The 26,934-nt window shown below is 66.2% G+C and carries 28 protein-coding genes; 14 read left to right on the forward strand and 14 right to left on the reverse strand.

The window, feature by feature from the left end; translation table 11 throughout:
* Positions 1 to 18 precede the first annotated feature (18 nt).
* The 4 genes from pstA to ACN0T5_RS13925 all read right to left on the reverse strand — a co-directional run bounded on the left by pstA (position 19) and on the right by ACN0T5_RS13925 (position 5,447).
* Positions 19 to 1,383 carry a phosphate ABC transporter permease PstA gene (gene pstA, locus ACN0T5_RS13910; protein ID WP_417769203.1) on the reverse strand — a complete coding sequence of 455 codons (1,365 nt, stop codon included), beginning with the start codon at positions 1,381 to 1,383 and terminating at the stop codon, positions 19 to 21.
* Positions 1,380 to 2,840, reverse strand: coding sequence for a phosphate ABC transporter permease subunit PstC (pstC, locus tag ACN0T5_RS13915; protein WP_417769204.1), 1,461 nt, complete (start codon positions 2,838 to 2,840; stop codon positions 1,380 to 1,382). The genes pstA and pstC overlap by 4 nt, the downstream gene beginning before the upstream one ends.
* A 69-nt stretch (positions 2,841 to 2,909) precedes the next feature.
* Positions 2,910 to 3,947 carry a substrate-binding domain-containing protein gene (locus ACN0T5_RS13920; protein ID WP_417769205.1) on the reverse strand — a complete coding sequence of 346 codons (1,038 nt, stop codon included), beginning with the start codon at positions 3,945 to 3,947 and terminating at the stop codon, positions 2,910 to 2,912.
* 141 nt (positions 3,948 to 4,088) lie between these two features.
* Positions 4,089 to 5,447, reverse strand: a complete 1,359-nt coding sequence (locus tag ACN0T5_RS13925; protein WP_417769206.1) for an ATP-binding protein — start codon at positions 5,445 to 5,447, stop codon at positions 4,089 to 4,091.
* 301 nt (positions 5,448 to 5,748) lie between these two features.
* Here ACN0T5_RS13925 and ACN0T5_RS13930 point away from each other — a divergent pair, with 301 nt between their 5' ends.
* Positions 5,749 to 6,360 (forward strand): tetratricopeptide repeat protein, encoded by a 612-nt coding sequence (locus tag ACN0T5_RS13930; protein ID WP_417769207.1) that lies wholly within the window; start codon positions 5,749 to 5,751, stop codon positions 6,358 to 6,360.
* Positions 6,361 to 6,366: 6 nt separating this feature from the next.
* Here the strand turns inward: ACN0T5_RS13930 and ACN0T5_RS13935 are convergent, their stop codons facing one another.
* The 6 genes from ACN0T5_RS13935 to ACN0T5_RS13960 all read right to left on the reverse strand — a co-directional run bounded on the left by ACN0T5_RS13935 (position 6,367) and on the right by ACN0T5_RS13960 (position 12,135).
* Entirely contained in the window at positions 6,367 to 7,077 is a 711-nt protein-coding gene (locus ACN0T5_RS13935) for a hypothetical protein (protein WP_417769208.1), read from the reverse strand.
* Positions 7,074 to 7,559: an SRPBCC family protein gene (locus ACN0T5_RS13940; protein WP_417769209.1), complete on the reverse strand. Its 486-nt coding sequence runs from the start codon at positions 7,557 to 7,559 to the stop codon at positions 7,074 to 7,076. Before ACN0T5_RS13940 ends, ACN0T5_RS13935 begins: the two co-directional genes overlap by 4 nt.
* A gap of 118 nt (positions 7,560 to 7,677) precedes the next feature.
* Entirely contained in the window at positions 7,678 to 8,523 is an 846-nt protein-coding gene (locus ACN0T5_RS13945; RefSeq protein WP_417769210.1) for an ABC transporter permease, read from the reverse strand.
* Positions 8,520 to 9,803: an ABC transporter permease subunit gene (locus ACN0T5_RS13950; RefSeq protein ID WP_417769211.1), complete on the reverse strand. Its 1,284-nt coding sequence runs from the start codon at positions 9,801 to 9,803 to the stop codon at positions 8,520 to 8,522. Before ACN0T5_RS13950 ends, ACN0T5_RS13945 begins: the two co-directional genes overlap by 4 nt.
* Before the next feature lie 4 nt (positions 9,804 to 9,807).
* A complete protein-coding gene (locus ACN0T5_RS13955) occupies positions 9,808 to 10,923 on the reverse strand; it encodes an ABC transporter ATP-binding protein (RefSeq protein WP_417769212.1) in 1,116 nt (371 codons plus the stop codon).
* Positions 10,924 to 11,016: 93 nt separating this feature from the next.
* On the reverse strand, positions 11,017 to 12,135 hold the full coding sequence (locus tag ACN0T5_RS13960) for an extracellular solute-binding protein (RefSeq protein ID WP_417769213.1): 1,119 nt from the start codon (positions 12,133 to 12,135) through the stop codon (positions 11,017 to 11,019).
* Positions 12,136 to 12,477: 342 nt separating this feature from the next.
* On the opposite strand from ACN0T5_RS13960, the gene ACN0T5_RS13965 reads away from it, so the two are divergent.
* From ACN0T5_RS13965 to ACN0T5_RS14010, 10 genes are all read left to right on the forward strand, one after another.
* Complete coding sequence (locus tag ACN0T5_RS13965; protein WP_417769214.1) at positions 12,478 to 13,401, forward strand: MBL fold metallo-hydrolase; 924 nt, start codon at positions 12,478 to 12,480, stop codon at positions 13,399 to 13,401.
* Positions 13,402 to 13,528: 127 nt separating this feature from the next.
* Positions 13,529 to 14,236, forward strand: coding sequence for an HAD family hydrolase (locus ACN0T5_RS13970; protein WP_417769215.1), 708 nt, complete (start codon positions 13,529 to 13,531; stop codon positions 14,234 to 14,236).
* A 2-nt stretch (positions 14,237 to 14,238) separates the two neighbouring features.
* On the forward strand, positions 14,239 to 14,952 hold the full coding sequence (locus ACN0T5_RS13975) for an HAD family hydrolase (RefSeq protein ID WP_417769216.1): 714 nt from the start codon (positions 14,239 to 14,241) through the stop codon (positions 14,950 to 14,952).
* A gap of 127 nt (positions 14,953 to 15,079) precedes the next feature.
* A complete protein-coding gene (locus tag ACN0T5_RS13980; protein WP_417769230.1) occupies positions 15,080 to 16,702 on the forward strand; it encodes a long-chain-fatty-acid--CoA ligase in 1,623 nt (540 codons plus the stop codon).
* Between the two features lie 137 nt (positions 16,703 to 16,839).
* Positions 16,840 to 17,817, forward strand: coding sequence for a DUF1499 domain-containing protein (locus ACN0T5_RS13985; RefSeq protein WP_417769217.1), 978 nt, complete (start codon positions 16,840 to 16,842; stop codon positions 17,815 to 17,817).
* Between the two features lie 273 nt (positions 17,818 to 18,090).
* Entirely contained in the window at positions 18,091 to 18,237 is a 147-nt protein-coding gene (locus tag ACN0T5_RS13990) for a hypothetical protein (protein ID WP_417769218.1), read from the forward strand.
* Positions 18,238 to 18,363: 126 nt separating this feature from the next.
* Positions 18,364 to 19,338 (forward strand): magnesium transporter CorA family protein, encoded by a 975-nt coding sequence (locus ACN0T5_RS13995; protein ID WP_417769219.1) that lies wholly within the window; start codon positions 18,364 to 18,366, stop codon positions 19,336 to 19,338.
* Positions 19,335 to 20,375 (forward strand): class I SAM-dependent methyltransferase, encoded by a 1,041-nt coding sequence (locus ACN0T5_RS14000; RefSeq protein ID WP_417769220.1) that lies wholly within the window; start codon positions 19,335 to 19,337, stop codon positions 20,373 to 20,375. Before ACN0T5_RS13995 ends, ACN0T5_RS14000 begins: the two co-directional genes overlap by 4 nt.
* Positions 20,376 to 20,444: 69 nt before the next feature.
* On the forward strand, positions 20,445 to 21,740 hold the full coding sequence (locus ACN0T5_RS14005; RefSeq protein ID WP_417769221.1) for a hypothetical protein: 1,296 nt from the start codon (positions 20,445 to 20,447) through the stop codon (positions 21,738 to 21,740).
* Between the two features lie 12 nt (positions 21,741 to 21,752).
* Entirely contained in the window at positions 21,753 to 22,100 is a 348-nt protein-coding gene (locus ACN0T5_RS14010; protein WP_417769222.1) for a hypothetical protein, read from the forward strand.
* A 59-nt stretch (positions 22,101 to 22,159) separates the two neighbouring features.
* Here the strand turns inward: ACN0T5_RS14010 and ACN0T5_RS14015 are convergent, their stop codons facing one another.
* Positions 22,160 to 22,669: a GNAT family N-acetyltransferase gene (locus ACN0T5_RS14015; protein ID WP_417769223.1), complete on the reverse strand. Its 510-nt coding sequence runs from the start codon at positions 22,667 to 22,669 to the stop codon at positions 22,160 to 22,162.
* A gap of 232 nt (positions 22,670 to 22,901) precedes the next feature.
* Here ACN0T5_RS14015 and ACN0T5_RS14020 point away from each other — a divergent pair, with 232 nt between their 5' ends.
* From ACN0T5_RS14020 to ACN0T5_RS14030, 3 genes are all read left to right on the forward strand, one after another.
* Positions 22,902 to 23,405 (forward strand): RT0821/Lpp0805 family surface protein, encoded by a 504-nt coding sequence (locus tag ACN0T5_RS14020; RefSeq protein WP_417769224.1) that lies wholly within the window; start codon positions 22,902 to 22,904, stop codon positions 23,403 to 23,405.
* A 128-nt stretch (positions 23,406 to 23,533) separates the two neighbouring features.
* On the forward strand, positions 23,534 to 24,538 hold the full coding sequence (locus ACN0T5_RS14025) for a DnaJ C-terminal domain-containing protein (RefSeq protein ID WP_417769225.1): 1,005 nt from the start codon (positions 23,534 to 23,536) through the stop codon (positions 24,536 to 24,538).
* Between the two features lie 12 nt (positions 24,539 to 24,550).
* Positions 24,551 to 24,679: a hypothetical protein gene (locus ACN0T5_RS14030; protein WP_417769226.1), complete on the forward strand. Its 129-nt coding sequence runs from the start codon at positions 24,551 to 24,553 to the stop codon at positions 24,677 to 24,679.
* 39 nt (positions 24,680 to 24,718) lie between these two features.
* Here the strand turns inward: ACN0T5_RS14030 and ACN0T5_RS14035 are convergent, their stop codons facing one another.
* From ACN0T5_RS14035 to ACN0T5_RS14045, 3 genes are all read right to left on the reverse strand, one after another.
* A complete protein-coding gene (locus ACN0T5_RS14035) occupies positions 24,719 to 25,582 on the reverse strand; it encodes an SDR family oxidoreductase (RefSeq protein ID WP_417769227.1) in 864 nt (287 codons plus the stop codon).
* A gap of 28 nt (positions 25,583 to 25,610) precedes the next feature.
* A complete protein-coding gene (locus ACN0T5_RS14040) occupies positions 25,611 to 26,366 on the reverse strand; it encodes a crotonase/enoyl-CoA hydratase family protein (protein WP_417769228.1) in 756 nt (251 codons plus the stop codon).
* Between the two features lie 23 nt (positions 26,367 to 26,389).
* Positions 26,390 to 26,934: acyl-CoA dehydrogenase (locus ACN0T5_RS14045; protein ID WP_417769229.1), on the reverse strand; the 545-nt coding region annotated here is incomplete at its 5' end.

The following is a 26,934-nucleotide window of genomic DNA, read 5'->3' on the forward strand; positions in this document are numbered from 1 at the left end:
CATGGTTCCAGGTCTCCCTTACCAGCGACGCTCGAACCGGCGACGAAGGATGATCGCAATGAGGTTCATCAGAACGAGAAACACGAGCAGGACGATGATGGCGCCCGAGGCACGCTCGACAAAGGCCGGGTCGCCACGCTGCGTCCAGTTGTAGACCTGGACGGGCAGCGCGGAGGCCGGATCGAAGAACCCTTCCGGCGGAGCCGCCGGAAACTCGCGGACAAAGGCCACCATGCCGATGAGCAGCAACGGCGCGGTTTCGCCCAATGCCTGCGCGAGGCCGATGATGGTGCCGGTCAGAATGCCCGGCATGGCGAGCGGCAGCACGTGGTGGAAGATGGATTGCATCTTCGACGCGCCGACGCCGAGGGCCGCATCGCGGATCGACGGCGGAACCGCCTTCAGCGAAGCACGGGTGGCGATGATGATCGTCGGCAGGGTCATCAGCGTCAGCACCAGGCCGCCGACGATGGGTGCCGATTGCGGCAGGCCGACGAAGTTGATGAAGACGGCAAGGCCAAGGATGCCGAAGACAATGGACGGCACCGCCGCAAGATTGGCGATGTTCACCTCGATGATGTCCGTGAACCGGTTCTTCGGGGCGAACTCCTCCAGGTAGATGGACGCGGCGACACCGATCGGCAGCGACAGGACCAGCACCACCAGCATCATGTAGGCGGAGCCGAGGATGGCCACGCCCAGACCCGCGGCCTCGGGACGGGTGTCGGATGCATCCGGCGCCGTGAAGAAGTCCCAGTTGAAGCGGGTGACCAGCACGCCGGCGTCTTTCAGCTTGTCGGCAAGCTGGAGCTGCTCCGGCGAGACGTTCCGGTCGAGCTCGGCGCTCGCCATCGACACGCGCCCCTTGTAGTAGCCGTCGATCCGGCCGGAGGCGAGCAGGTTGAAGGGGATGGTGTCACCGATCCGTTCCGGATTGGCGAGAACGTAGCGGCGCAGTTCCGCCGGCGCTTCCTTGGAGATCAGTTCGGCCGCGTCCTTGGACGAAAGCCCGTCGACAGACACGCCAACGGCAGCCAGCTTGTCCTCCATTGCCTTCTGGATGATCGGCGCGTAGCCGAAGGTCGACACCTTCGCGATCTTTTCCAGATCCCCGTCACCGGCTTTGTCGAGGCGTGCCGGGTCGAGATAGACGTCGAGCGCAACATAGGTCTGCTGGAACGACGACAGTCCGTTCGACAGGATCGAGGTGAGAAGCCCGAGCAGGGCGAGCACACCGAGGATCACGGCGGCCAGTCCGAGCATGCGAAACCTGGCTTCGGAGGCGTTGCGACGTCTGGTGCGGGCGTCGGCCGCCAGAAGCGACATCTTCGGGGCCGGCCTTGCGACCGAACCGGCAGCGGCAGGGATTGTCGCGTCGGTCATTCGTACTGCTCCCGATATTTGCGGACGATGTAGAGGGCAATGACATTCAGTCCGAGCGTGAAGACGAACAGCGTCAGACCGAGCGCGAAGGCAACGAGCGTCTCCGGGCTGGCGAACTCGGTATCACCGGTGAGCTGGCTGACGATCTTCACGGTGACCGTGGTCATGGCCTCGAAGGGATTGAGGTCGAGCTTCGCCGCGGCGCCGGCACCCAGAACCACGATCATGGTTTCGCCAATGGCACGGGAGGCCGCGAGCAGGATCGCACCGACCACGCCAGGCAGCGCTGCGGGCAGGATCACCTGCCTGATCGTCTCCGACTGCGTCGCACCGAGACCATAGGACCCGTCGCGCATCGCCTGCGGAACCGCGTTGATGATGTCGTCCGAGAGGGAGGAGACGAAGGGGATCAACATGATGCCCATCACCAGCCCGGCGGTCAGCACCGAGGAGGACGAACTGCCGAGCCCGGCCGGCTGTGCAATCCAGTCGCGAATGAACGGACCGACCGTGATCAGGGCAAACAGACCGTAGACGATGGTCGGAATGCCCGCGAGCACCTCGATCGCCGGCTTGGCAAAGCCGCGCAGCACCTTGCCCGAATACTCGGAAAGGTAGATCGCGATCATCAGGCCGATCGGCACCGCAAAGAACAGCGCCACGAAGGACACATAGAGAGTGCCCCACAAGAGCGGCAGGATGCCGAGATCGGACCCGCCACGGAACTGGGGATTCCACACGGTGGAGAAGAAAAAGTCCTGTGCCGGGTACAACTTGAAGAAGTTGAACGTTTCGAACATCAGCGAGGCGACGATGCCGACGGTCGTCAGGACGGCCACCGAGGACGATCCGATCAACAGGGCCAGGACAAAGGTCTCACTGGTGTTGCGGGCGCGCATTTCCGGCGTGATGCGGAAGTAGAACCAACCGCCCAGACCAAGCGAGAGCGCGATGACGAGAGCAGCCATGAGGGCTTGCCCGGTGCTGTGGCCGTTTCTGAACGCCTTGGCGGCCTCCAGCACTTCGGCGGGAATCTCCGATCCGACCGCAACGCCGACATCGGCGAGACGCGAACGCATGTTGGTGAAGTCCGCCCTCAACCGATCCAGCCCGGCCTCATCCAAGCCGCCGCTTTCCATCAGGGCATCCAGTCCGCCAGCGACACGCTCGACATCCGCCATGACAAGGCTGCGCGCGCCTCCCTCGGGAATCACGCTGTCGGGGATCATGCCGCTGACATGGCTGTGCAGCACAAGCGGCTGAAGGAACAGCCAGGCGATCATCAGAAGAAGAGCCGGAACGCCTGCGAACAGGGCCACCGCCTGCCCGTAATAACCAGGCAGAGAATGCAGTCTGCGCCCACTTTTCGCCGAGAGCGAAAGGGCGCGCTGCCTGCCGAAATAGTAACCGAGCCCCGAGATGCCCAGCACAATCAGCAAAAGAATACCAATATTCATGGTCTTTCCGCCGCTAGCTGCCAGAAGAAAACCGGTGACGCGAGAACCGCGCCACCGGGTGCTTCAGTGTCAGTTCAGCGGACCCATCGGGGTACGGTTCTTGACCATTTCCTGGGTCTTGGCGAGCTCCGGATCGGAGACGAGGCCGTATTCGGCGAGCGGGCCGTTCGGGCCGGCGATCTCGTCGGAAACGAAGAACTCGATGTACTCCTGCAGACCCGGGACGACGTCGAGATGCGCGTTCTTCACGTAGAAGAACAGCGGACGCGACACCGGATACTCGCCCTTGGCGATCGCCTCGGTGGTCGGCACAACGCCGTTCATGGTCGCGACCTTGAGCTTGTCGGTGTTGTTCTCGTAGAACGACAGGCCGAACACGCCGATACCGTCCTTGTTGGCGGCGATGCGAGCAAGCGTCTCGGTGTAGTCGCCGTCGATGTCGATCGAGCGACCGTCGGTGCGAAGCGTCATGCAGGCCTTCTCGGCGTCCTTCTCGGAGGTGCCGGCGTCGACCATGGCCTTCAGCGCACCGTTCTCCTCGCAGCCATCGATGATGACCTTCTCGTCGAAGACTTCACGGGTGCCGTGCTTGGTGCCGGGGATGAAGGCAAGGATCGGCTGGGCCGGCAGGTCGGCGCGGATCTCGTTCCACATCGTGTAGGGGTTGTCGACGAGCTGGCCGTCCTTGACCACCTTGGCAGCCAGCGCATTGTGCCAGTCGGCCGGGGTGAAGGCGAAGGAATTGCCGCTGATGTCGGAGGCGAAGACGATGCCGTCATAGCCGATGCGGACTTCCTGGATCTCCGTCACGCCGTTCTGGGCGCAGAGGTCGATGTCCGACTGCTTGATGCGCGAAGAAGAGTTGGCGATGTCGATGGTGTTCTCGCCCACGCCCTCGCAGAGCTTCTTGCGGCCGGCGCCCGAACCACCGGACTCGACCACCGGGGTCGGGAATTCGGTGTTCTCGCCGAAAGCCTCGGCAACGATCGAGGCGTAGGGAAGGACCGTCGAGGAACCGGCGATCTGGACCTGGTCGCGGGCAACGGCGGCGCCGGCGAATGCAACCGAGGCAATCGCGGTCGCGCTGAGAAGAGCTTTGATGTTCACCTGATCTCTCCCTGGATTTCAGGATTAATAATTCGACCCCCCGCAGACTTATTCCTGCAAGGTCACGGGCAACGTAGTCCCGCCCCGTGATGCTTATATGAACGTTGAGTATCAGTTTTGTGACAATTCAAGTCGCTGTCTTCAAACGACTTTTTCGGCATCATCCAATTCGGTGACGATGGTCGCCGCCGGAATTTTGACACTGAAGCAAGCTCCTTCACCCGGCGTGCTCTCTATCTCCAGCCGCGCCTTGTGACGGGTGAGGATGTGCTTGACGATGGCAAGGCCGAGACCCGTCCCTTTCATCTCGCGGCTGGTGGAGACATCGACGCGGTAGAAGCGCTCGGTCAGGCGCGGCAGGTGCTGCGGCGGGATGCCCGGGCCGAAATCGCGAACGGCAAGAACCCAGACGCCCGGCGCGTCGGCACGCGCGGTCTCCCCCGCGGCCAGACGGATCTCCACCCGCTTGCCTGAAGCGCCGTACTTGATGCTGTTCTCGACGAGATTCTCGATCACCTCGATCAGCTCGTCGCGATCGCCGCGCACCATGCAGGGTCTCTGCGGCGTCGTCACCTCGACGGCGACACCGGCCTCGTCGGCAACCGGCGTCAAGGCATCGCAGGTGTGGCGCACCAGCGGCGCGAGGTCGAGCACCGTCTCAGGTTGCACATGCGCCTTCAACTCGATGCGCGACAGGGACAGAAGATCGTCGATCAGCCGGCGCATGCGGTCGCCCTGCTGCAGCATGATGGCGAGGAAGCGCTCGCGCGCCACCGGGTCGTCGCGGGCGGGGCCCTGCAGTGTCTCGACGAAACCGGTCAGCGAGGCGAGCGGGGTGCGCAGCTCGTGGCTGGCATTGGCAACGAAATCCGCACGCATGCGCTCCAGCCGGCGCTGCTCGGTCAGGTCCTGGACGGTCACGAGAATGAACCGCAGAGGCGCGGCACTCGCCTCGCCGCCCTCCCCGCCTTGCGCCAGCGGGGCGACGAAGGCCTCGAGCCAGCTTTCCATCGGCACGCGCTCGCTCCATTCGATGCGCTGTGCCGGACCGCCGGCGCCAACCCTGTCGAGCGCCTCGAGGAGGGCAGGAATGCGCAGCCGCATGGACAGCGGATCGCCGGGATGCGGATCGCCGAAACGAATTCGCGCGGCGCGGTTGACATAACGGGTGATGCCGCGCCGGTCGACGATGAAACAGGGATTGGGAAGCGCGTCGGAAAGATGCTTCATGCCGGTGTCCGGCCAGGGGGAGACCTGACGGGACTGGCGCAGCCGACGGGCGACGAGGAGCCGGCGACGGGGCGCAAGGAGCGCGGCAAGAACCATGACCGCAATGCCGGCGAGCACCAATGGCAGCGTCACCCCGGCCTGCCACCAGGCAACCACACCCAGAGCGACGGCGGCACCAAGCATCCAGCGCTGCGCCGCCAGGCGCGCGCGCAGTTCACCGAGGAAGTTTCCGGCGGCAGGCGCCGGGCGGTCCGTGCTCTCGTCGTTCATCTCTGCCTGTCGCCGCGCATTGCTGCCGGGCTCCGCGTGTGACTGTCGCCCGCACCTCGCACATCAAGCGGGCTGCGGCGGTGCGCGGCACGCATGCAGCCAAGGGGCGGAAACGGGCGCCCTGAATAGCACGGGGCGCATGACAGTCCCAAGACGGAAACGTTTCCGCGCGGCCGGGACCGGCGCGGATCGCCGCGATGCCTTCCCCGGCCGCGCCGGCGGTGCTATCCAGGTCAGGGAGCGAACGATCGGCACCGCGGCTTGCGGCGGAGGGCATTTTCCCGATGGAGGCGGTCACCAGATGACACCCGCACAGGCTGCCGAAGCCCTGCCGCGCGCACTCGCCGCGCAGGACTGGCCAGGCGCGCGAAAGGCCCTTGCCCGGCTGCTGCGCGCCGATCCGAAGAACGCCTCCCTGCACTACAACCTGGGTCTCGTGCTGCGCCGGATGGAGCGCCCCGAGGATGCGCTTGCCGCGTTCGGCTCGGCGTTGAAACACGCACCGGACCACGTCAACGCGCTGTTCGAGAAGGCATCGGCGCAGATGGAGCTCGGGCGGATCGAGGAGGCGGAAGCCGGCTTTGCCGCCTATACGGCGCGCGTCGCGGACGATGCGGACGGCTGGCTCAACCTTGCCCGGCTGCGCTTGCGGCTGGACCGCGCGGAGGGCGCGGCGGAGGCCTTTGCCCGGGCCAGCACCTTGCGCAAGGACGACATGGACGCACGGATCGGCGCGGCCGAGGCCAAGCTGCGGCTTGGGCAGGACAGCGGCCTTGCCGACCTGCGGGCGCTCCATGGCGAGCGTCCGGACCTGAGAGCGCGCCTGCTGAAGGCAATGACCCAGGGGCCCAGAGGCCGGATCCCGCTGGCAAGCCAGGCGCTCACGCGCGCTGCTTCCGGAGAGGGCGGCTGACCCGCCTCACCTCTCGCGCGGGGCGCGAAAGGCCTTGCGGTAGAGACCCGGGTCATCCTGCAACCCGTCCTGGACCTTGCCGTGGCGAGCAAGTTCGCCCGCATCCATCGCGCCGATATCAAGTTCCAGCGCCTCGCGGCGCAGGGGAAAGCCCTGCGCCACCGGCGTGCCGGCGGGAAGCCGGCCAGAAAAGCCGCTATCGCGCCAGATGGCCGGGAAATGGACGAAGCCGTCACGATAGCGGTCGCAGTCGACAAGGCCGGCAAGGGTGCGGAACGGCAGGTCCTCGCGGTTGAGCGGATGGGTGAAGAGAAGCGACACGCCATCGGGCGCCGCCACGGTCCAGAAATTGGTGAACTTGACGACAAACTGCCCGGCGGGCAGGCCGAAGGGAACACCGGCCATCTGCTCCGGCACATGCAGGCCGACCGGCGAGCGGGTCTGGCGGGCATGGGGCGCGGGTGGCGGCGACCAGTCCCAGGAGATTTCGCCGTCCTCGACCATGAGGTCGGCGGCGAGCCGGAACATCACGCCTTGCGCCAGTGCGTCGACGAGCGGCGGGCAGTGCTTCAGCGTCCTCACATCCGCGCCGCCAAGGGTCTCGCTGGCAACGAGGGAAGGCACCGCCTTCAGCCAGTCCGGCAGGCTGGCGCGCGCGGGAACGGGCTCGGGCACATGGCCGACCAGCTCCGGCAGGCAGCGGAAGGCGAGCTTCATCGCGGCGACGGCTTGCGCGCGGCGGCTGCGACCAGCGCGTCAAGGCAGAAGGGCCAGCCCTCGGGCGAGGCCATCGCCGCACGGTACCCCTCCCCGGCCTCGCCATGGCGCAGGAAGTCGCGATGGGTCAGCTCGACAAGCGTGCCGTCGGCCATGGCGCGGAACTCGACGACCACGCGGCTGGCGGCCGCAGGGTCGGCGATCAACTGCCTGTCTGGCGAAATCTGCCAAGCAAGGCGCAGGAACAGCGGCGGCTCGATGGACAGAACCGTGCCCCAGACAAGACGGGCGCCGCCCGGCACCTGCTCGGAACAGGCACCGCCCAGGACCGGCTCGATCGACAGGTCGGCGGCGGGATCGCGCGAGAAGGTGTAGTCACGCGGCCACCATTCGCCGATCCGCTCGACAAAGAGGTCGAACGCGGCCTCGCGCGACAGCGGCAGGGACCGGGTGAGAACGATTGGGGCGTCCGCGTCGGACATGTCGGCTCCCGGAGGGACTGGGTTCAGGTGGCGGCCGGTGCGTTTTCGCGCCACCGGAAAGGACATCGAAAGGGTTGCAGGCATTGCCGTCCGGCGTCAACCGCCAGGGGGAACAGGATCATTCGGGCCGGGCGCGGCGCTTGGCGAGAACCCAGCTCGTCGCGGCGATGATGGTGATCAGCACGAAAATGACACCGATCACGTTGATCACCGGCGACAGGCCGAAGCGCATGCGCGCGCCGATCTCCGTCACCAGCGTCCATTGCGGGCCGATGGCGAAGAAGGTCGTGTTGTAGTTCTCGATCGACTGCAGGAAGGCAAGGACCGAGGCGGTCAGGACCGTCGGCATCAAAAAGGGCAGCGTGATGCGGCGGAAGACGAGGATCGAGGAGGCGCCGAGATCCAGCGCCGCCTCTTCCAGCGCCCGGTCCTGGCGCTGCAGCCGGGCCATGAACATCAGCATGCAATAGGAGGCGATGAAGGCAGCCTGGGCGATGGTCGCGGTGAGAAGGCCCGCCTCGATGCCGAAAGCGTCGCGCCAGAAGATCATGGTGGTCGCGCCGAGCACGATGCCGGGCGTCAGGATCGGCGAGACGAGCACCGTGTAGAGCAGCGTCGAGGCACCGGAGCTGAGCCGTGTCAGCACCAGGGCGCCGGCAAGACCGAGCGGGATGGCGATGACGATGACGCCGGCCGCGATCTGCAGCGAATAGAACAGGCCGGTGACGAAGCGGCTGTCGCCGGGGAGCGCTGCAAACCACTGCAGCGTGAACCCCTGCCAGTCGGTGACCGACGGCGTCGGATTGGCGTTGAAGGCGGCCGCCACCATGAACAGCAGCGGCAGGAACATGTAGGCGAAGAAGATGAGCAGGTAGAGCGACAGGATCGCGTCCGACCAGTCCCTCGCCTTGCGGCGCGGCGCGGCGGCGGCGCCCGGCGTGTTCTCGAGGGTCGCGACACTCATTTGGCGATATCCCTGATGCCGACCTTGAAGACGGCCATGTTGACGAGGACGAAGGCGATGCAGGCGACCAGCAGCGCCAGCGAATAGGCGGCGCCCTCGTTCCAGGAATCGGCCTCGAAGAAACGGCGGTAGATGACCTGCGCGAACCAGTCGGGATGCAGGCCGCGACCGACAATCTCCGGCACGGCGATGGAACCGGCGGACAGCATGAAGGTCATGATCGCGCCGACCGCGATGCCGGGTTTCGCATGCGGCAGGACGATGCGCCAGTGGATGCGCCAGGTGGCGCTGCCCAGATCGCGCGCCGCCTCGATCTGGTTGCGATCCAGCGTCTCTATCGTGTTGTAGATCGGGAACACCATGAACAGCACATAGGCATAGACCATCACGGTGAAGACGGCGCCGTTGGAGGCGACGAAACGGATGCCCTCGCCGGCCTGCATGTCGATGAGGCCGATGGCGTCGAGCACCCCGTTGAGGATGCCGTTCTTCTCCAGGATCATCACCCAGGAAAAGATGCGCAGCAGCTCGTTGATCGCGTAGGGGATGACAAGGCCGAGCATCAGAAGCGCGAGCTTGTTGGCGCTCTTCGTCGTCGCCGCCGCATAGGCGACCGGGTAGCACACGACGAAGGCCAGCACCGTCACGCAAAGCGCATAGAACAGGGTCGAGACGAAGATCCGGAAATGGATATCGCTCATGTTGGTGAAGTTCTGGAGCGAATAGGTCTCGTTGATGCCGACAGCCGAATTGTTCGAGGATTCCTCCTCCTCAAGCCCGGCGAGGCGCGTCTGCAGCTCCGCCTTCTCCGCCTCGAGTTCCGCGATGCGCGCCTCGATCTCCGCCGGCGGCAGCACCGGAGCGGCGGACGGCGCGAAGGGGCTGGGCGCGGCGCCCGGCGTCGGCACGAGTGACGGGCTCGGCGTCAGCGAGGGGCTTGGCGTCAGCGAGGGGGCGGCGGGAAGCGAGGGCGATGGCAGCGACGGCGTCAGCGACGGAGACGGCACTAGTCCGCCCGCGGCCCCGCCGGCCGGCGCGGAGCCGCCCTCCAGGTCACGGCGCAGGTCGCGCAGGTCCGTGTCGATCTCGAAGACGCGCGTATAGGCGCGGTCGATCTCCAGCGACAGGGTCGCGGCCTCGCCCGCGCGGTCGGTATAGGTGAAGGCGCGCTCGATCAGGCGCGCCTGCGGCAGCACGATGAGCAGCGCGATCCAACCCGCGGTCAGCAGCAGGAAAACCGCCGTCAGCCCTTTTCCATAACTCCTGATCAGCGAGGCCATGGCGTCAGGCCCGCTCGGCAAGAGCCGACGAGTGCCGCATCACCAGCGTGTCCTCGGCGGAAAAAAGCAATGTCTGCTCCTCGTCGGAGCCCAGCCCGGCATCGCCGGTATTGTGCAGGTTGACCTGGATCGCCTGGCCGGCAGCATCCAGATGCAGGTTGATGAGCGGACCTTCCAGGTCGCGCCTCTGCAAGCGCGCGACCAGCCGGTTGTGGGCTCCCCCGCCAGCGGGCGCGACGCCGTCGCTGCGGTTGCCCAGCCACACCCGCTCGGGGCGCACCATGGCAAGTGCCTCATCGCCGACCGCCAGCCCGTTCCGGTCGAGCCCGCGGAACGTGCCGAGCTCCGTCTCCACCTCGACCTGGCCGTCGAAGGTGGCGGTGACGCGCCCGGAAAAGACATTCTGCTCGCCGACGAAACTGGCAACGAAAGGGGTCGCGGGACGGTTGTAGATGTCGTCGGAGGAGGCGACCTGTTCCACAACGCCGCGATTCATCACGGCGACGCGGTCGGACATGGTCAGCGCCTCGCCCTGGTCATGGGTGATGTAGATGAAGGTGACCCCGGTCTTACGCTGCAGGTCCTTGAGCTCGCTGCGCATGTGCTGGCGAAGCTTGAGGTCGAGCGCGGAAAGCGGCTCGTCGAGGAGCAGCACGGACGGCTCCACCGCAAGCGCGCGGGCGATGGCGACGCGCTGGCGCTGGCCGCCGGACAATTCGGTCGGCTTCTTCTCGCCCTGGCCGGTCAGCGCGACCATGGCGAGCAGTTCCTCGGCGCGCCGGCGCCGCTCCTTCTTCGAGACGCCGCGCGCCTCGAGACCGAAGGCAACGTTTTCCCACACGCTCATCAGGGGAAAGAGCGCCAGGTTCTGGAAGATCAGCGCGGTCGGGCGCGCATTGGGGCGGATGCCGGTCATGCTCCTGCCGCCGATGCGCACGTCGCCGGCGCTGGGGTCGAGAAAGCCGGAAACCATGCGCAGAATGGTCGTCTTGCCGCAGCCGGAGGGACCGAGAATGGAGAAGAATTCCCCGGCATTGACCGTCAGGTCGGTCTGCTGGACGGCGGTGAAATCGCCAAACCGCATCGACACGCCATCGAGAACGACGTCTTGTCCGTGCATGAGCCCCTCATTTCGCACGCGGGCGGGAGCGGCGCTCCCGCAAAGGACGCGGATCGCGGCAGGACGCCGCGATCCGCAGGATCAGGTCACGCCTCAGGCGTTGGTGATCTTGTCGACATATTCCTGACGCAGCGTGGCGAACCACGGCGTGTCGGCCTGCCACCACCACAGATTGGCAAGGTTGTCGGCATTGTAGACGTCGGCGAACTGGGCCTTGTAATTGTCGCCCGCATGGTCGGCCGCGCCGGCAACAGCCGAGTTGTAGCCGGTGTTCATGGCCAGGAGACCCGCCATCTGCGGATCGAGCATGGCGTTCAGGAAGGCATAGCCCTGATCGACATTCTCCGCGCCGGACGGCACGCCCATGGAGTCCATCCAGGTGATGCCGCCTTCCTTGGGCATGCGGTACTTCCACTTGGCGTCTTCGCGGTTCAAAAGAAGGCCCGTGGTGTCCCAGGTCTGGCCGATGGTGGCGCCGGCCTGCTTGAAGGCATTGGTCGCCTCGGTGGCGTTGTTCCAGAACGCGGCGATGTTGGCCTTGCGCTCGATGATGAACTTGGCGCAGGCGTCCCACACGCGGCGGGCATCATCCTCGGTCTTGTAGACGTCGAGCATGCGGTTCGACTTCACCTCGCCGGTGGCGTCGAGGTAGAGGCCCACGCCCATGATCACCGACTTCTGACGGAAGGCAGCCTTGCCGGCGGCCTCGGGCGACCACATCGTGCCGTAGGAGACGTCCTCGGCATTGAAGGCCGAACTGTCGAGCGTGATCGCCTCGGTGCCCCAGTTGAACGGCAGCAGCATGCGCTTGCCGCGATAGGTGCCGCCGAGCTGGACGCTGTCGCGCAGCATCGAGGGGATCAGGGCGTCGAGCTTCAGCTTGCTCTCGTCGAGCGGCGCCAGCAGGCCTTCGGGATAGTAGTTGTTGCCGTTGGTGATCGAGGGGAAGATCACGTCGAAGCCCTTGCCGCCGGCGGCCTTGAGCTTCTGCTCGGCCTCGTCGTTGGAGCCGTAGGTCGACAGGTTCACCTTGATGCCGGTGTCGCCTTCGAACTTGTCGATCATGTTCTGCTGGATGTAGTCGCCCCAGGCGAAAACATTGACCTGGCCCGAGGACGCGAGCGCGTCGCCGGCCTTGAGGATGGCGGGTGCGGCAAGCAGCGCCGATGCGGCTGCGGAGCCCTTGAGCACCGAACGACGGGAAATGGACATGTCGGACCTCTCCGTTTCATTGGTTCTGTGAGCGGCGACGGTATGGCGGGTCTCCTCCCGCGTCGCTCGCTCGGCCTTAGGTCAAATTGACAACGATAGTATGACATGGAAGGAACGGAGCCGGCCGACAGCCCGCAACAGAGCGGCAAGCGCCCACCGGTCGCAACGTCGGTCTTCAACGACCGCCCCTTCATGCAATCCCGACGTTATTTCCGCAGAAAAAAGGATGCAACCCAAAGATTAGCCGGCTTTTCAGCGTTTTGATACCGGCATGCACACTTGCCGGGAAAACCCCGTTTTCGTATATGCAAAAACGAAAATCAGACACGGACCGCCGAAACCATGGTTTCCCTGCAACATGACCGCGATTTCGACCCCCGGCACGGCATTGCGGTGGAAATTGCGAAAGCCGTGCGCCGCCTCACAGCGCATAATCCCGGTCCGTTCACATGGCACGGCACCAACAGCTACCTGATCGGACGCGCCGAAGTGGCGGTGCTCGACCCCGGCCCCGCCGACGCGGCGCACATGGACCGGCTGGTGGCGGCGGCCGGCGAAGGCCGCATCGCCGCGATCCTCGTGTCGCATACCCATATGGACCATTCCCCCGGCGCGCGGCTTCTGAAAGCGATGGCCGGCGCGCCGATCGTCGGCTGCGGGCCGCCCCGCGCCGCGCGGCCACTCAACGCGGGCGAGCGCAATCCGCTCGACGCCAGTGCCGACAGCGCGCACCGCCCCGACCGCGAGCTGAAGGATGGCGACACGCTCGTTGTCGACGGGCTTTGCCTGACGGCGGTGGAAACCCCCGGACACACCGCCAACCATCTCGCCTTCGCGCTCGATGAGGGCGGCATCCTCTTCTCCGCCGACCACGTGATGGCGTGGTCGACCTCGATCGTCGCCCCGCCGGACGGCGCGATGAGCGCCTACATGGCCTCGCTCGCCCGGCTGGCCGAACGCACCGACACGCGCTACCTGCCCGGCCATGGCGGTCCGGTGGAGGATCCGGCCACCTATGTCGCGGGGCTCGCGGCGCATCGCCGCAAGCGCGAGCAGGCGATTCTCGACCGCCTGACCGCGGGCGCGCAGACGATTCCGGAGATGGTTGCCACGATCTATGCCGATGTCGATCCGGCCCTGCATGGCGCGGCGGCACTCTCCGTGCTCGCGCAGGTCGAATGGCTGGTGGAGCGCGGTCTCGTGCGCTGCGAGGACGGGTCCCGCGACACACCGGTGACCCTGGCAAGCAGACTTGCCGCCACCTGAGCTCCTGCGGCTTTGACGAAAGACGGGGAACGTGGCATCTCACTGTCTCCGGTTTCCCGAATGTCCCTCGCCAGCCCCGACCGACCTGCGGACGCAACCCGACCTTCCTTCCGACGGACCGACCCCTATGCGCATCAAGGCCGTACTCTTCGACCGCGACGGCACGCTGACCGACTTCGACCGCACCTGGGGACCAGCCATTTCGCATGTGCTGCGCGACCTTGCCGGCGGCGACCCGGACATCCTGTCCGTTCTTCAGGACCTTGCGATGTTCGACGTGGAGCGCGGCTGTTTCACCGGACCGTCCGTTCTGAAGGTCCAGTCGCCGGCCGACTATTCCGCCGGTTGGGCGGAGGTGATCGGCGAGCCCGACCCGCAAGCGATGCTGGAGCGGATCGAGACGACGCTGCTCCAACATTGCGACCGCACCATCACGCCCTTTGACGGCGTGGTCGACACGCTCAAGGCGATCCATGCCGGCGGGTTGCCGATGGGCATCGCCACCAATGGCACGGAAGCCTCGGCACGCAAGCAGATGCATGCGCTTGGCCTCGGCGATGCCTTCGGGTTCCTGGCCGGCTACGACAGCGGTCACGGCTCCAAGCCGGAACCCGGCCAGCTCCTTGCCTTCGCCCGCCACACCGGCTTCGCGCCGCAGGAAATCGCCATGGTCGGCGACAGTCTCCACGACATGCATGCGGCCAAGGCCGCCGGCATGTTCCGCATCGCGGTCACCACCGGCGCCATCGAGCGCCCCGCGCTGGAAGAGGAGGCGGATGTCGTCATCGACGCCATGACTGAGTTGCTGCCGCTGGCGCTCGGACGGGCGGCCTGACGATGGCGACGATAGAAGCGGTCCTGTTCGACAAGGACGGCACGCTGATCGACTTCCAGGGCACCTGGGCGCCGACCTTCCATGTGCTGATGAGCGAACTGTCGCGCGGCGATACGGCAATCGCCGAGCGGCTGGCGGAGGCTGCCGGTTTCGACCTGCCGGCACGGCGCTTCGCGCCCGATTCCGTGCTTGTCGCCGGCTCCAACGACGACATTGTCGACGCCTTCGCCGAAATCCTCGGACTGCCCGACCCGCAGGCGCTGGCCGATGACATCAATGCCCGCATCGGCGACATGAGCCTGCCCTATCTCTCGCCGTTCGACGACCTGATACCGATGCTCGACCGGCTGGCCGTCCACGGCCTGCCGCTCGGCGTCGCGACCAACGATTCGGAAGCCTCGGCCCGCGCCCAGCTCGCGGCGATGGGCATCAGCGACCGCTTTTCCGCGATCATCGGCTTCGACAGCGGGCATGGCGCCAAGCCGGCTCCCGGCATGGTCACGGGCTTTTGCAAGGCGCTTGCCCTCGATCCGGCCTCGGTCGTCATGGTCGGCGACAGCGTGCATGACATGCATGCCGGGCGCGCCGCGGGCGCCCGCACGCTGGCGGTCACCACCGGAACGGTCGGCGCCGAGATACTCGCCCCGCATGCCGACCATGTCGCCGCATCGCTGAGCGAGGCGCTGGCCTGGATCGAGGCCGAACGCGCTGGCTAGGCGTTTGGGCGGGCAGCGTGCAACGCTCGCGCTGGACAGCGCCCCGGTTGCCGATGCTATGCTCCTCCCCACAAGAAAACCTCGCCACAAGAGGCACTTGCCGGAGGAACACATGCAACAGCCCGTCATGCCAGGCCTGATGCAGGACTGGTCGCTGACCTGCACCCGGATTCTGGACCACGCCGCGCGCAACCACCCGGACCGGGAAATCGTCTCGCGCTCCGTCGAGGGACCGATCCACCGCACCACCTATGCCCGGATGCATGCGCGTGCGCTGCAACTGGCAAAGCGGCTGCAGGCCGACGGCCTCCGCGAGGGCGACCGGGTGGCGACGCTGGCCTGGAACACCTGGCGGCACATGGAGGTGTGGTACGGGTTGCTCGGCATCGGCGCCATCTATCACACGGTCAACCCGCGCCTCTTCCCCGACCAGATCGCCTGGATCATCAACCACGCCGAGGACCGCTTTCTTGTCGTCGATCTCACCTTCCTGCCGATCGTCGAGAAGATCCGGCCACAGCTCGTCACCATCGAGAAGATCATCGTCCTGAGCGATGCGGCGCATCTGCCGGAAAGTTCCCTTGATCTCGTGCCCTATGAGGAGTGGCTTGCCGAGAGCGACGGCGACTTCGCCTGGGTGGAGCTCGACGAGAACGCCGCTGCCGGCATGTGCTACACCTCCGGCACCACCGGAAACCCGAAGGGCGTCGTCTATTCGCACCGCTCCAACGTGCTGCACGCGATGGCCGCCTCGGTGCCCGACATGCTCGGGCTTTCGGCCCGCGACCGGGTGATGCCGGTGGTGCCGTTCTTCCACGCCAATGGCTGGTCGCTCGCCTTTTCCTCGCCGCTCAACGGCTCCGCCATGGTGATGCCGGGGCCGCGCATGGACGGCGAGGCAATCTGGCAACTGCTCGACGGCGAGCGCGTGTCGCTGACCGCAGCGGTGCCGACCGTCTGGCTGATGCTGCTGCAATATCTGGAAAAGAGCGGCAAGAGCCTGCCCCATCTCGACCGGGTCGTGATCGGCGGATCGGCCTGCCCGCGCGCCATCACCAGGGCTTTCGAGGATGTCTACGACGTGCGGGTCAAGCATGCCTGGGGCATGACCGAGATGAGCCCGCTCGGCACGGTCTGCGCGATCAAGGAGGAGGTCGCGGACCTTGCCGGCGAGGCAATGCTCGACCTGCAGGAGAAGCAGGGCATCGCCCCCTTCACCGTGGAGATGAAGGTCACCGGGGACGACGATGACGAGCGCCCCTGGGACGGGCGCACCTTCGGCCGGCTGAAGGTGCGCGGACCGGCGGTCTCGCGTGCCTACTTCAAGGAGGACGATGCCGCCGCCCTCGACGACGAAGGCTTCTTCGAGACCGGCGACGTCGCCCATATCGACGCCAACGGCTACATGCAGATCACCGACCGGGCGAAGGACGTCATCAAGTCCGGCGGCGAATGGATCTCGACCATCGACCTGGAGAACCTGGCCCTGCTGCATCCCGACGTCGCCGAGGCGGCGGTGATCGGCGTCGCCCATCCGAAATGGGACGAGCGACCGCTTCTGGTGATCGTTCCCAAAGAGGGAACGCAGCCGGACAAGGCGTCGATCATGGCGGTGTTCGAGGGGCGGGTCGCCAAATGGTGGATGCCGAACGACGTGGAGTTCGTCGAGGAGATCCCGCATACGGCGACCGGAAAGATCAAGAAGACCGCGCTGCGCGAACAGTTCTCGGATTACGCCTTCCTCGAATGATCTGGCGTCCCGCCTCGCACAAGGCGGTTCGCAATTCCGTTCCGTCATGGTAAGCGGTTGGATGGAAACGCGTTCGTCCGCATGTCGTGCCGAAACCCGTGTCCGTGTCCGTCGCCACAGGGATCCCCGCCCGCCGCATGCGCAAGGTTCTGCCCATCTTCCGGTCGCGGCTCGCGTCGGCAAGCGCCAATAGCGGGCGGCTGGCGGTGCCGATCCTGGTTATCGCGGCGCTGGCGCATCGCGCCCAGTTCGTCGGCACACCGCAATTCCTCGTCCTGCTCGCCTTCGGGTTCCTGCTTGCCGCTTTTGCCTGCGCCGCGGCGACGCTGGCAGCGCTCGCGCTGTGGCAGAAGGGCGGCACCGGCTGGGCTCAGGCGATCCGGGGTTTCGCCTATGGCGCCCTGGCATTGGCGCCTGCCGCCTTCTCGCTGTACGCCTTCGCCACCTATCCGCGGCTCGCCGATGTCAGCACCGACACGGCAAACCCGCCCGCGCTTGCCACCGGACGCGCGTTTTCGGGCGCCGCCCTGCAGGAGCAGGTCTACCCGGATCTCGTTTCCCGCCGCTTCCGCATCGCACCCGGCGACCTGCACCGGGCCGCGCTGCAGGTCGCCGGCAGCAGCGGCTGGGCAATCACGGCCGAACTGCCCCCCGGCATGCCGGACGAACCGACCCGCTTCCAGGCGGTGGCAACCTCGCTGATTTTGGCCTTTCGCGACGACATCGCCGTGAGGATCATGCCCGACCCGGTCGGCGCCCGCTTCGACATCCGCTCCGCTTCCCGTTTCGGCGAACACGACCTCGGCGCGAATGCCGTGCGCATCCGCCACTTCCTGGAGGATCTCGACGCGGTCCTGATCGCCGCCTACGGGGCGATCGAGCCCGTGGAGGACGACAACGAACTTCCGGACCTGCCGCCGGCCGACCCGGACGCCCCGCCGCGCGAGGACGGACCGCCGCCGCTTCCGGACACCAAACCCGAGGCCGAAAGCGCCGTGGACGACAGCGAGGCGGGACAGACGGGGCTGCCGCAACTGGAGGAGTTGCCGCCGGAGCTTTCGGAAATCTACGAGGGAGATCCGCCTCCCGCTGCCGCGACCGACACTGCCCAGTAATGTTGCATACCGGCAACACGAGACGTTGCGGAACCAACACACTTCTCGCAAGTCGTTGAAAACAAACTCTTGTCTTTCTTTCCAGGGTTTTGCGGACACGGAAAATTTCTCAAGCCGGCTCCCGGAAATCGCGAAAAGTTACAGGGCGATAAGAAGAGTGACTGGCGCCCAGATGTTTCCTTGCGCCATCCTTAGTTTTGTCCAAATCGGAACGGATTTGTGCGCAATGCCAATGGGGATAATCCCCGGCGCCACGAGTACCTGGACCCAGTGATGACCTCCAAAGTGACCCAAGCCGCCCCGACCGCGCCGCGCCCGAGCCTCGACGCTCTCTACAAGCCCGTCGGCATCAATGCCGTGACGGCGGCCAACATCTGCAAGACGGGCAAGGTCAAGGCCTCCGCGCCCAAGGCCAAGTAAGCGCCGTCACACAGGCGACCGGACGGGCGGGGCCTCCGCCCGACACGGTTTTTTGCGGTAAATCCGACATGAAATCAGGCTAGGTTTCCGGAACAGACAACGTGACATCCCGGGAGCCGTTTCCTCATGATTACCGCTTACACGCTGGATGCCGGCAAGATTGTCGAGGTGCGCTGTTCGACCGAGACACGCATTCCCGAACTCGCCTTGTGGGTCGACCTTGCGACACCCACCGCTGACGAGCGGTCGCTGGCCGAGGCGTGGATCGGCACCGAGATCCCGACCCGCGAGGAAATGGCCGCGATCGAGACGTCCGAGCGGCTCTACGAGGCGGACGGCGCGCTGATCATGACGGCGGTGATGCCGCTGGTCGCGCGCAACCCGGACCCCAAGACCGCCTCGATGACGCTTGTCGCGACAAAAGGCCGCCTGGTGTCGCTGCGCCACGGCGAACCGATGTCGGTCTCCGTCGCCGTGCGCCGCATCCAGAGCGAATCGATCCCCATTCGCGGCGCGTCGGACATCCTCTTCGTGCTGCTCGATACCATTGCCGACCGGACCGCGGACGTCGTCGAGGAATGCTCCAGCGCCTTCGACGCGGCCGCCAGCGACGTGTTCGAGCGCGGCATCGACAGCCGCAAGAGCGCGCAATACAAGGCAACCATCCAGAAGATCGGCCAGATCGGCCTGAAGATCGCGCGCATGCACGATGCCTGCGCCAGTCTGGAACGGCTGTTCCTGTTCCTCTCGGTGCACGCCAAGACCATCGGCCTGACCGGCCAGCAGAAAACCGCCGCGAAGGCGCTGGGACGCGACATCCGCTCGATCCGCGAGCATGCCTCCGGGCTCGACGCGCGGCTCAACTTCCTGCTCGATGCGACGGTCGGCCTCGTCAACCTGGAGCAGAACCAGATCATCAAGATCTTCTCGGTGCTGGCCGTCGTGTTCCTGCCACCGACCCTGATCGCCTCCATCTACGGCATGAATTTCGAGATCATGCCCGAGCTCAAATGGGCCTGGGGCTACCCGTTCTCGATCGGCATCATGCTTGCCTCGGTGGCCCTCACCTTCCTCTATTTTCGCTGGAAGAAGCTGCTTTGACGCCGGCAGGCAATCCTTTCACGCGGTTGCTGCGCCGGTTGCGCGACGCCAACATCCTGCCGCTCGTCCACAAGCGCCGGCCAAGCCGGGGCCGCTGGTCGCGCGCGGCGGTCAGGGAGAGGGGGGAGAACCTGCCCCTGCGCGACAGGTTCGCGCCCGAATTCGTCCCCGGCTGCTACCGCGCCTATTATCCCGCCCTCGCCTTTCGCAGCGATGCCGCGCTTGCCCGGCACTACGAGCGGCGCGGGCGGGCACAAGGGCGCGTCGGCGCGCCGCAAGCCCTGCGCCGCCAGTTCATCGATGCGTTGCAGACCTGCGAGCCGGCGCTGGAGATCGGCGCCTTCCACCGGCCGATGCTGAAAGGGCCACGCACCCGGCATTTCGACATCCGCACGCATGACCAGCTCGCCGCCTATGCAGCGGAGATCGGCGAGGACCCCTCCGGCGTTCCGCTCATCGACTACGTGTCCCCGCTTGGCGACCTCTCCATCATCGACGAGCGGTTCGCCCTTGTCGCCTCCTCGCATGTGATCGAGCACCAGCCCGATCTTGTCGCGCATCTGCGGCAGGTGGAGAGGCTTCTGCAGCCCGGCGGCCTCTATGCGTTGGTCATTCCCGACTGCCGCTACTGTTTCGACCATTTCATCGCCCCCTCGACGATCGCCGACGCGGTCGCCGCCTGCATGGAAGGCCGAAGGGTGCACGGGCTTGGCAAGATCATCGAGATGCGTGCGCTCACCACCCACAACGACGCAGTGCGGCACTGGCACGGCGACCACGGCGAGCCTGGCGATATCGGGCAAATGACCCGCGCGGCGATCGACGAATGGGAGGCAAGCGCCGGCGGCTATGTGGACGTGCATGGCTGGCGCTTCACGCCGGAGCGTTTCCGCACCATCGTCACGGGGCTGAACGAACTCGGACTGACCGGGCTTTCGGCCCACCGGGTCTACCCGACGCCCTACCGTGCCGGCGAGTTCTGCGCGGTGCTGGAGAAACGCAGCGGCGTGGCACTCAACGAGAAAAACAATCAGTAATTGTAAAATTCAGTCATTTATGCTACTTTTGATATATATCGCGCCGTGCCTTTTCGGGGAGTTCGTTTCATGACTGTCCCAATTTTCCGGAAATCCATTCTCGCAGCGACGCTTTTCACCCTTCTCTCGACGAGCCCCACACTGGCGATCGAGCCTTTCGATGCCATGCGCGACAGCGCCAACGGCATCACCTCCAAGGCCGAGCAGGCCGGCGATGCGCTGATCAAGGCGCTCGGCGAGCAAATGTTGAAGACCATCGACGCCATGGAGGCAACTGCCTTGCGCGTGATCGCGGAAGGCAAGGATGCCGCCCTGGTGGTGGAAGGACAGCTCTTCCGGGACATCTCCCGCACGATCGAGAGATTGGAAGCGAATGAGAAAATCGTCGTTTCCGACATGACCAAGCTGACGGCGAACTGGGCGTCGCTAATCTCTCGCCTGCCGCTGGTCGACGCGCGGCCCGAGGTCATGTTCTATCGCCCGAGGGTCCTTGCCAAGGACGGGCCGTCCGTCGTCCCGCTGACCATTGTGGGCCCCGGACTAGCCGGTGCCGACCCGGCGATGAGGCGCGGAGCCGAGGAGTTGGAAGTCGGCGCCGACACGGACAATTCGCTGACAGTGCAATTGCCGCGCAGCGCCTTTTCCTTCCCCGAAACCGAGCCCGCATATGTGACCCTGCCCCTCGCTTTTAACGCCGCTGCCGCCGACCCGTGGTGGTCGTGGAGCTACTGGAACGGAGAACCGGTCGAGCGCACGATCACCTTGATGCTGCTGCCGGAAGTGCTCGCCACCTACGAGATCGAGACAACCGTCACCGGAGCTCGAACCGAGAGGAAGGCCTTCGCGTCGACCACCAATGCGCGCGGAAAGGATTCCTTCGTCAATGTCACCAAGCCCGTGCCGCCGACCGACCTCAAAGCGGGCTGGCGCTTCGACACCGCAGCCATTCTCGCCGGACACTACAAGCACGAGCGAACCCGCGACACGGGCGGCAGTTCCTGCAGCGGCGTCGATCCTGAGAGCCTGACCGCGAGCCGCGCGGTACTGCGGCACCAGATCGGCCACAGAAACGAAGCATTCAACAGGACCAGCGACGGCAATGTCGACTGCAGCCTTGAGCTGCCGATGGTCCGCACCATCCCGACAACGAAGGCGGGTCCGGTTCTCGACGGGCAGATCACCACTACGGGCGACCTTGATCTCGAGTTCGGAAAGGACACGAGTGACTATAGGATCACCGTCAAACTGTTCACCGGCCAGACCTATATCGTGAAGAAGGATATCGACCTACCCTACGGCATCATCGAGGTCGATCACTCCAACGCCGGGGTGCATTTCCGCCCCAAGCCACCGGCGGATTTCTGAACCGGAGGGCCAATGCGCAGCGCCCTGGCATGCCGGACCGCGCTTGCTGCCGCTGTCGTCGCGGTGGCCGGTCTCCAGTCCGGACCCGCCCTTGCGACGGAGTACCGCTTCACCGTCACCTGCGGACAGGGCTTCAGCCTTGCCCATTCCCACGTTGTTCTGTGGAAGACGGGCGACATCGATCCGGGGCGGGAATGGCTGCGTGTCGCCACCGGCACCGGATACCCTGACTGCTCGGTCAGCCACTACAACCCGACGACAGACGCCGGGCTAAGGGTCGAGACAAGATCGCACGAGACCGCGGTGCTCAAGGGTGTTCCCGTTCTCGGAACGATTCTTTGCGCCGTTTTCAGATGCTAGGATGCCCTACCGTGCCGGCGAGTTCTGCGCGGTGCTGGAGAAACCGGGGCCCTGAGCGGTCAGCTCTCGGAGCGCAAGGGGCGCTCGAACAGGATCACCGGCGCGTCCTTGTAGCTCGTCTCGGCATAAGGGGAAAAGCCAGCGCGGCGGGCGACGGCGACCGACGGCGCATTGCCGACATCGATCATGCAGGTGGCACGCTGGAGCGGAACACTCCCGGCCGCCCAGGCCAGCATCGCGGCGACCGCCTCGCCGGCATAGCCCCGGCCCTGGCAATCGGCCGCGATCATCCAGCCGGCCTCTGCCGTGCCTTCGAGCGACGGCGTGACATCACGGCGATAGTCGGCAAACCCCGCCTCGCCGACGAAGGCACCGCCATCGCGCTCGACGATCGCCCAGTAGCCGAAGCCGAGCACGGCCCAGTGGCCGGCGGCACGCAGCAGCCGGAACCAGACCTCCTCGCGGCTTTCCGGCGCGCCCTTCGGCATGACGCGCGGGTCCCGGCGCAGGGCCAGGTAGGCGTCGAAATCCTCCACCCGCAAGGCACGCAGGCAGAGGCGTTCGGTCATGATTTCCGGAGCGCGGTCAAATACCTGCATGGATCCGTGCGGGCTTCCGATTGGGTTCAACCGGCCAGGCTCCCCCTGCCACCGGTGCGTGCAAGTTGCTGCCATAGCAGCCAAAACGGAAACGCTAAATGACCCCGGTTACAGTTTGTTAATCGGTTTCTCCGATCCTGTTGCAACGGCGCAACAGCCTCGCTTGCGAGGCAACGCGCGGACAGCTCCGGGACCCATCGCCATGACATCCAGGCACGGCATTGCGACATCCGTCGGACGACACGAGGCCAAGGCCGGCATTGGCCGATACCGTATCGCGCTTGTCCTGAGCCTGACGCTGCTCGCCGGAGCATGCGGCGGCGTGTCGATGCCGATGGGCAGCGCCGATCCGGAAACCCCGCTCGACCTGACGGGCTCCATCGACGGGCAGCAAAACCCCGCCGATGTCGACATCAGCGCCCAGGATCGCGCGATCATCGCCAAAGCCATAGCAACAGCGCGCGAGGACGGCATCGCCGAGCCGCCATTCTCCTGGAACAATCCGATCAGCGGCAACTCGGGCACGATCATCGCCCTGGTCGACGACACGCCGGCCAATGGCACCGGATGCGCCCGCTTCGAAACGACCGCCAACACGATCGGCGGCGTGCGCGCCTATAACGGCGTCGCCTGCCAGGACCTGATGCGCGACTGGGCCGTGATCGGCCTCACCGTCAAGGACGGCGCCGCCGACAAGGCAAGCTGACATCGAGACGTCAGCCTGCAAAGGCGGTTCGCAGGCTACTGGATTTTATTCCTATCAATTACCATATGGTTCCCGAGCATCACGCGGGTGTATACCCGTGTCCACCATTCATCAGTGCGGTCTGAACCATGCGTGACCCCTACAGCGTCCTCGGCGTCGGCAAGTCTGCGAGCGAGGCCGAGATCAAGAAGGCGTTCCGGAAGCTCGCCAAGACGTGTCATCCGGACCAGAACGCAGACAATCCCAAAGCCAAGGAACGCTTCGCGGAAGCGAACCAGGCCTATGAGATCCTCGGCGACAAGGACAAGCGTGCGCGCTTCGACCGGGGCGAGATCGATGCCGAAGGCAAGCCGAAGTTCCACGCTCACGGCTTCGAAGGTTTCGGCGACAGCGACATCTTCCGCCAGACGCGCGGCGCACGCGGCGGCTTCGGCCAGGCCGGTCCGGGGGGAGCTGCGGGCGGCGGCGCCTTCGACGATATCCTGAACGACATTCTCGGCGGCTTCGGCGGCCGGGCGCGCGGCGGTGCGGGCGGCCCGGGCATGGGCGGCGCCGGCATGGGGGCGGGCATGGGCGGCGGACGGGCGGCCACGCCCAGGCGCGGCGCCGACGCGCAGGTGACCGCCCGCGTCACGCTCGAGCAGCTGGTGCATGACCACAAGGCCCGCGTGACGCTGCCCTCGGGCAAGGCGCTCGACGTCAAACTGCCGGAAGGAACGACCGACGGCGAGAAGATCCGGCTGCGGGGCCAGGGCCATCCCGGCGAGAACGGCGGCAGCGCGGGCGATGCCATCGTCGAGATCCGGATCGCCCGGCATCCGCTTTTCGTGCCTGCCGACGACGACCTGAAGCTCGATCTGCCGATCAGCCTCTACGAGGCGGTGCTCGGCGGCAAGGTGCGGGTGCCGACGCTCGACGGGGCGGTCAACCTGACGGTCGCCGCGAACGCGCGCGTCGGCAAGACCATGCGGCTGAAAGGCAAGGGCCTGCCCAACAAGAACGGCGGACGGGGAGACCTTCTGGTGACGCTGCGCATCGTCCTGCCCGAGGAAGAGGACGAGGAACTGGCGACCTTGATGCGGGCCTGGAAGGAACTGCGTCCCTACCGGCCGCGCGGCCCCGAATTCGACTGACCGGGCAAGCCTGTGACAGATCGCGACGGCAAATCGCACAGTCCGCGCAAGGACGCCCACCCCGTGTGGCGCGTGCTGGCCTTCGCGCTCGCCGCCGGCGCTTTCCTGGGAGCGCTTTTCTGGAAGGCGATGGGCTGGTAGCCGCCCGCCGCCACGCTTTCGCATGCCCCGACCGGAGTTTCACCCCTCGGCAGGCCCCAGAGATGCCGGCGCCTCGCTGTCCTCGGGCACGAAGAAATCCGGCATCAGGGGCATCGACGGGTCGACCCGATAGCGGTCGAAATCGGGAACGCCGCGCGAGGCGAGAAACGTGTCGTCGATCAGGAAGTTGCCGGTGAACTCGCGCGAGGGGCTGGTGAAGATCTCCCAGGCCGCATCGGCCAGGATCTCCGGCGTGCGGCTTTTCGAGACCATGTCGTCGCCGCCGATGAGGTTGCGCACCGCCGCTGTGGCGATCGTCGTGCGCGGCCACAGGGCGTTGACGGCGATGCCCTTGCCGCGCAGTTCGCCCGCCAGACCAAGCACGGCGAGGCTCATGCCGTATTTGGCGATGGCATAGGGGGTGAAGGGGGCGAACCACTTCTCCTGCATGTCGAGCGGCGGCGACAGCATCAGGACATGCGGATTGTCGGCGCGGGCCAGATGCTCCAGCGCGTGCTTGCAGCAGGCCAGCGTGCCGCGCGTGTTGATCTGATGCATCAGGTCGAAGCGCTTCATGTCGGTCTGGCCAAGCGGCGTCAACTGGATGGCGCTGGCATTGTTGACCAGGATGTCGATCCCGCCGAAAGCCTCGGCGGTGCGCGCCATGGCTTCCGCCACATTCTCCTCGTCGCGCACATCGACAACCAGCGGCAGAGCCCGGCCACCGGCCGCCTCGATCTCCCCGGCGGCGGTGTAGATGGTGCCTTCCAGTTTTGCATGCGGCTCGGCGGTCTTCGCCGCGATGGCCACATTGGCCCCGTCGCGGGCGGCGCGCAGGGCAATCGCCTTGCCGATGCCGCGCGAGGCGCCGGTGATGAAGAGCGTCTTTCCCTTGAGCGACATGTCGATCCTCCCGGTGGCGGCCGCCGGCTCAACCGGTTGGCCGGGCCTTGTCCATGAATGCGGTGAAGGCGGCGCGGGCCTCGTCGGAGGCAAGCCGCTCGGAGAAGAGCAGGATCTCCTCCTCCATGCGAGCGCGCAGTTCATCACGGTCGCCGACGAGCAGGGCCCGCGACAGCCGCATCGCCTCTGCCGGCTTGGCCGCGATCGCCTGCGCGGCGGCACGCGCACGCGGTTCGAGCTCCTCCTCCGCGACGATGTGATTGACGAAGCCGGCGGCCTTCGCCTGCACCGGGTCGAAGGACTCGCCGAGGCAGAGCAGCTCGAACGCACGGGCATGGCCCATGGCGCGCGGGGCGAGCAGGCTGGCGCCCGCTTCCGGCACAAGGCCGAGATCCAGGAACGGCGTGCGGAACACCGCGCGCGGACTGGCGAAGATCATGTCGCAATGGAAAAGCAGCGTCGTGCCGACACCGATGGCAAGTCCGTCGACACCGGCGACGAGCGGCGTCTCGCACCGTCCGAGCGCACGCAGGAACCGCACCACCGGCGCGTCCTGCATGCCGCCACCGGACATGGCGAAACCGAGAAAATCGCCAATGTCGTTGCCCGAGGTGAAGGCACCCGGCACGCCGAGAAGAAGGTGGGCGCGGATGCCGTCATCCGTGTTGCCGGCCTCCAGAGCGTCCGCAAGCGTCTCGTACATCTCTCCGGTCAGGGCGTTCTTTTTCGAAGGCCGGTTCAGGCGGATCACCTGCACCGCGCCGTCACGTTCGATCTCGATCATCCCGGTTCCCTCCACCACAGGCCTCAGGCGACCGGATCATAGGCAAGCACCGTATCGGCGGCGGCAATCACCTGTTCCTTCAGCGCCGCCGTCTCGGCGAGATGGGCGGCGGCAAAATAGCGGGCGAGAAGCAACCGGCGGGCGGCAGCGGGCGACTGCTCGCCACGGGAGGCCAGCGCGCCCTTGACCAGCATGGCGCCGCCATAGGCGATGCCCATCAGCCGCAGGAAGGGCGTGGCGCCGGCCAGCGCCTCGCTCTGACGCCCTTCGCCCAGCGCCTGCAGCATCCAGTCGACGGCCTCGGACAGGTTGCCGACCGCCCGCCCCAGCCGGTTGCCGGCCTCGTCGAGATCGGGGCCCGCGGCGCGGGCGTCTTCCGCGATCGCCGAAAGCTCGGCGATCAGGCCGCGAATGTGCTCGCCGCCGGAAAGCGGCAGCTTGCGGGTGACCAGATCGATCGCCTGGATGCCGTTGGTGCCCTCGTAGATCGGCGCGAGGCGCGCATCGCGCAGGTGCTGGGCGGCACCCGGTTCCTCCACCAAGCCCATGCCGCCGTGGATCTGGACGC

The organism is Stappia sp., from assembly GCF_048261845.1.
Taxonomy (GTDB): Bacteria; Pseudomonadota; Alphaproteobacteria; order Rhizobiales; family Stappiaceae; genus Stappia.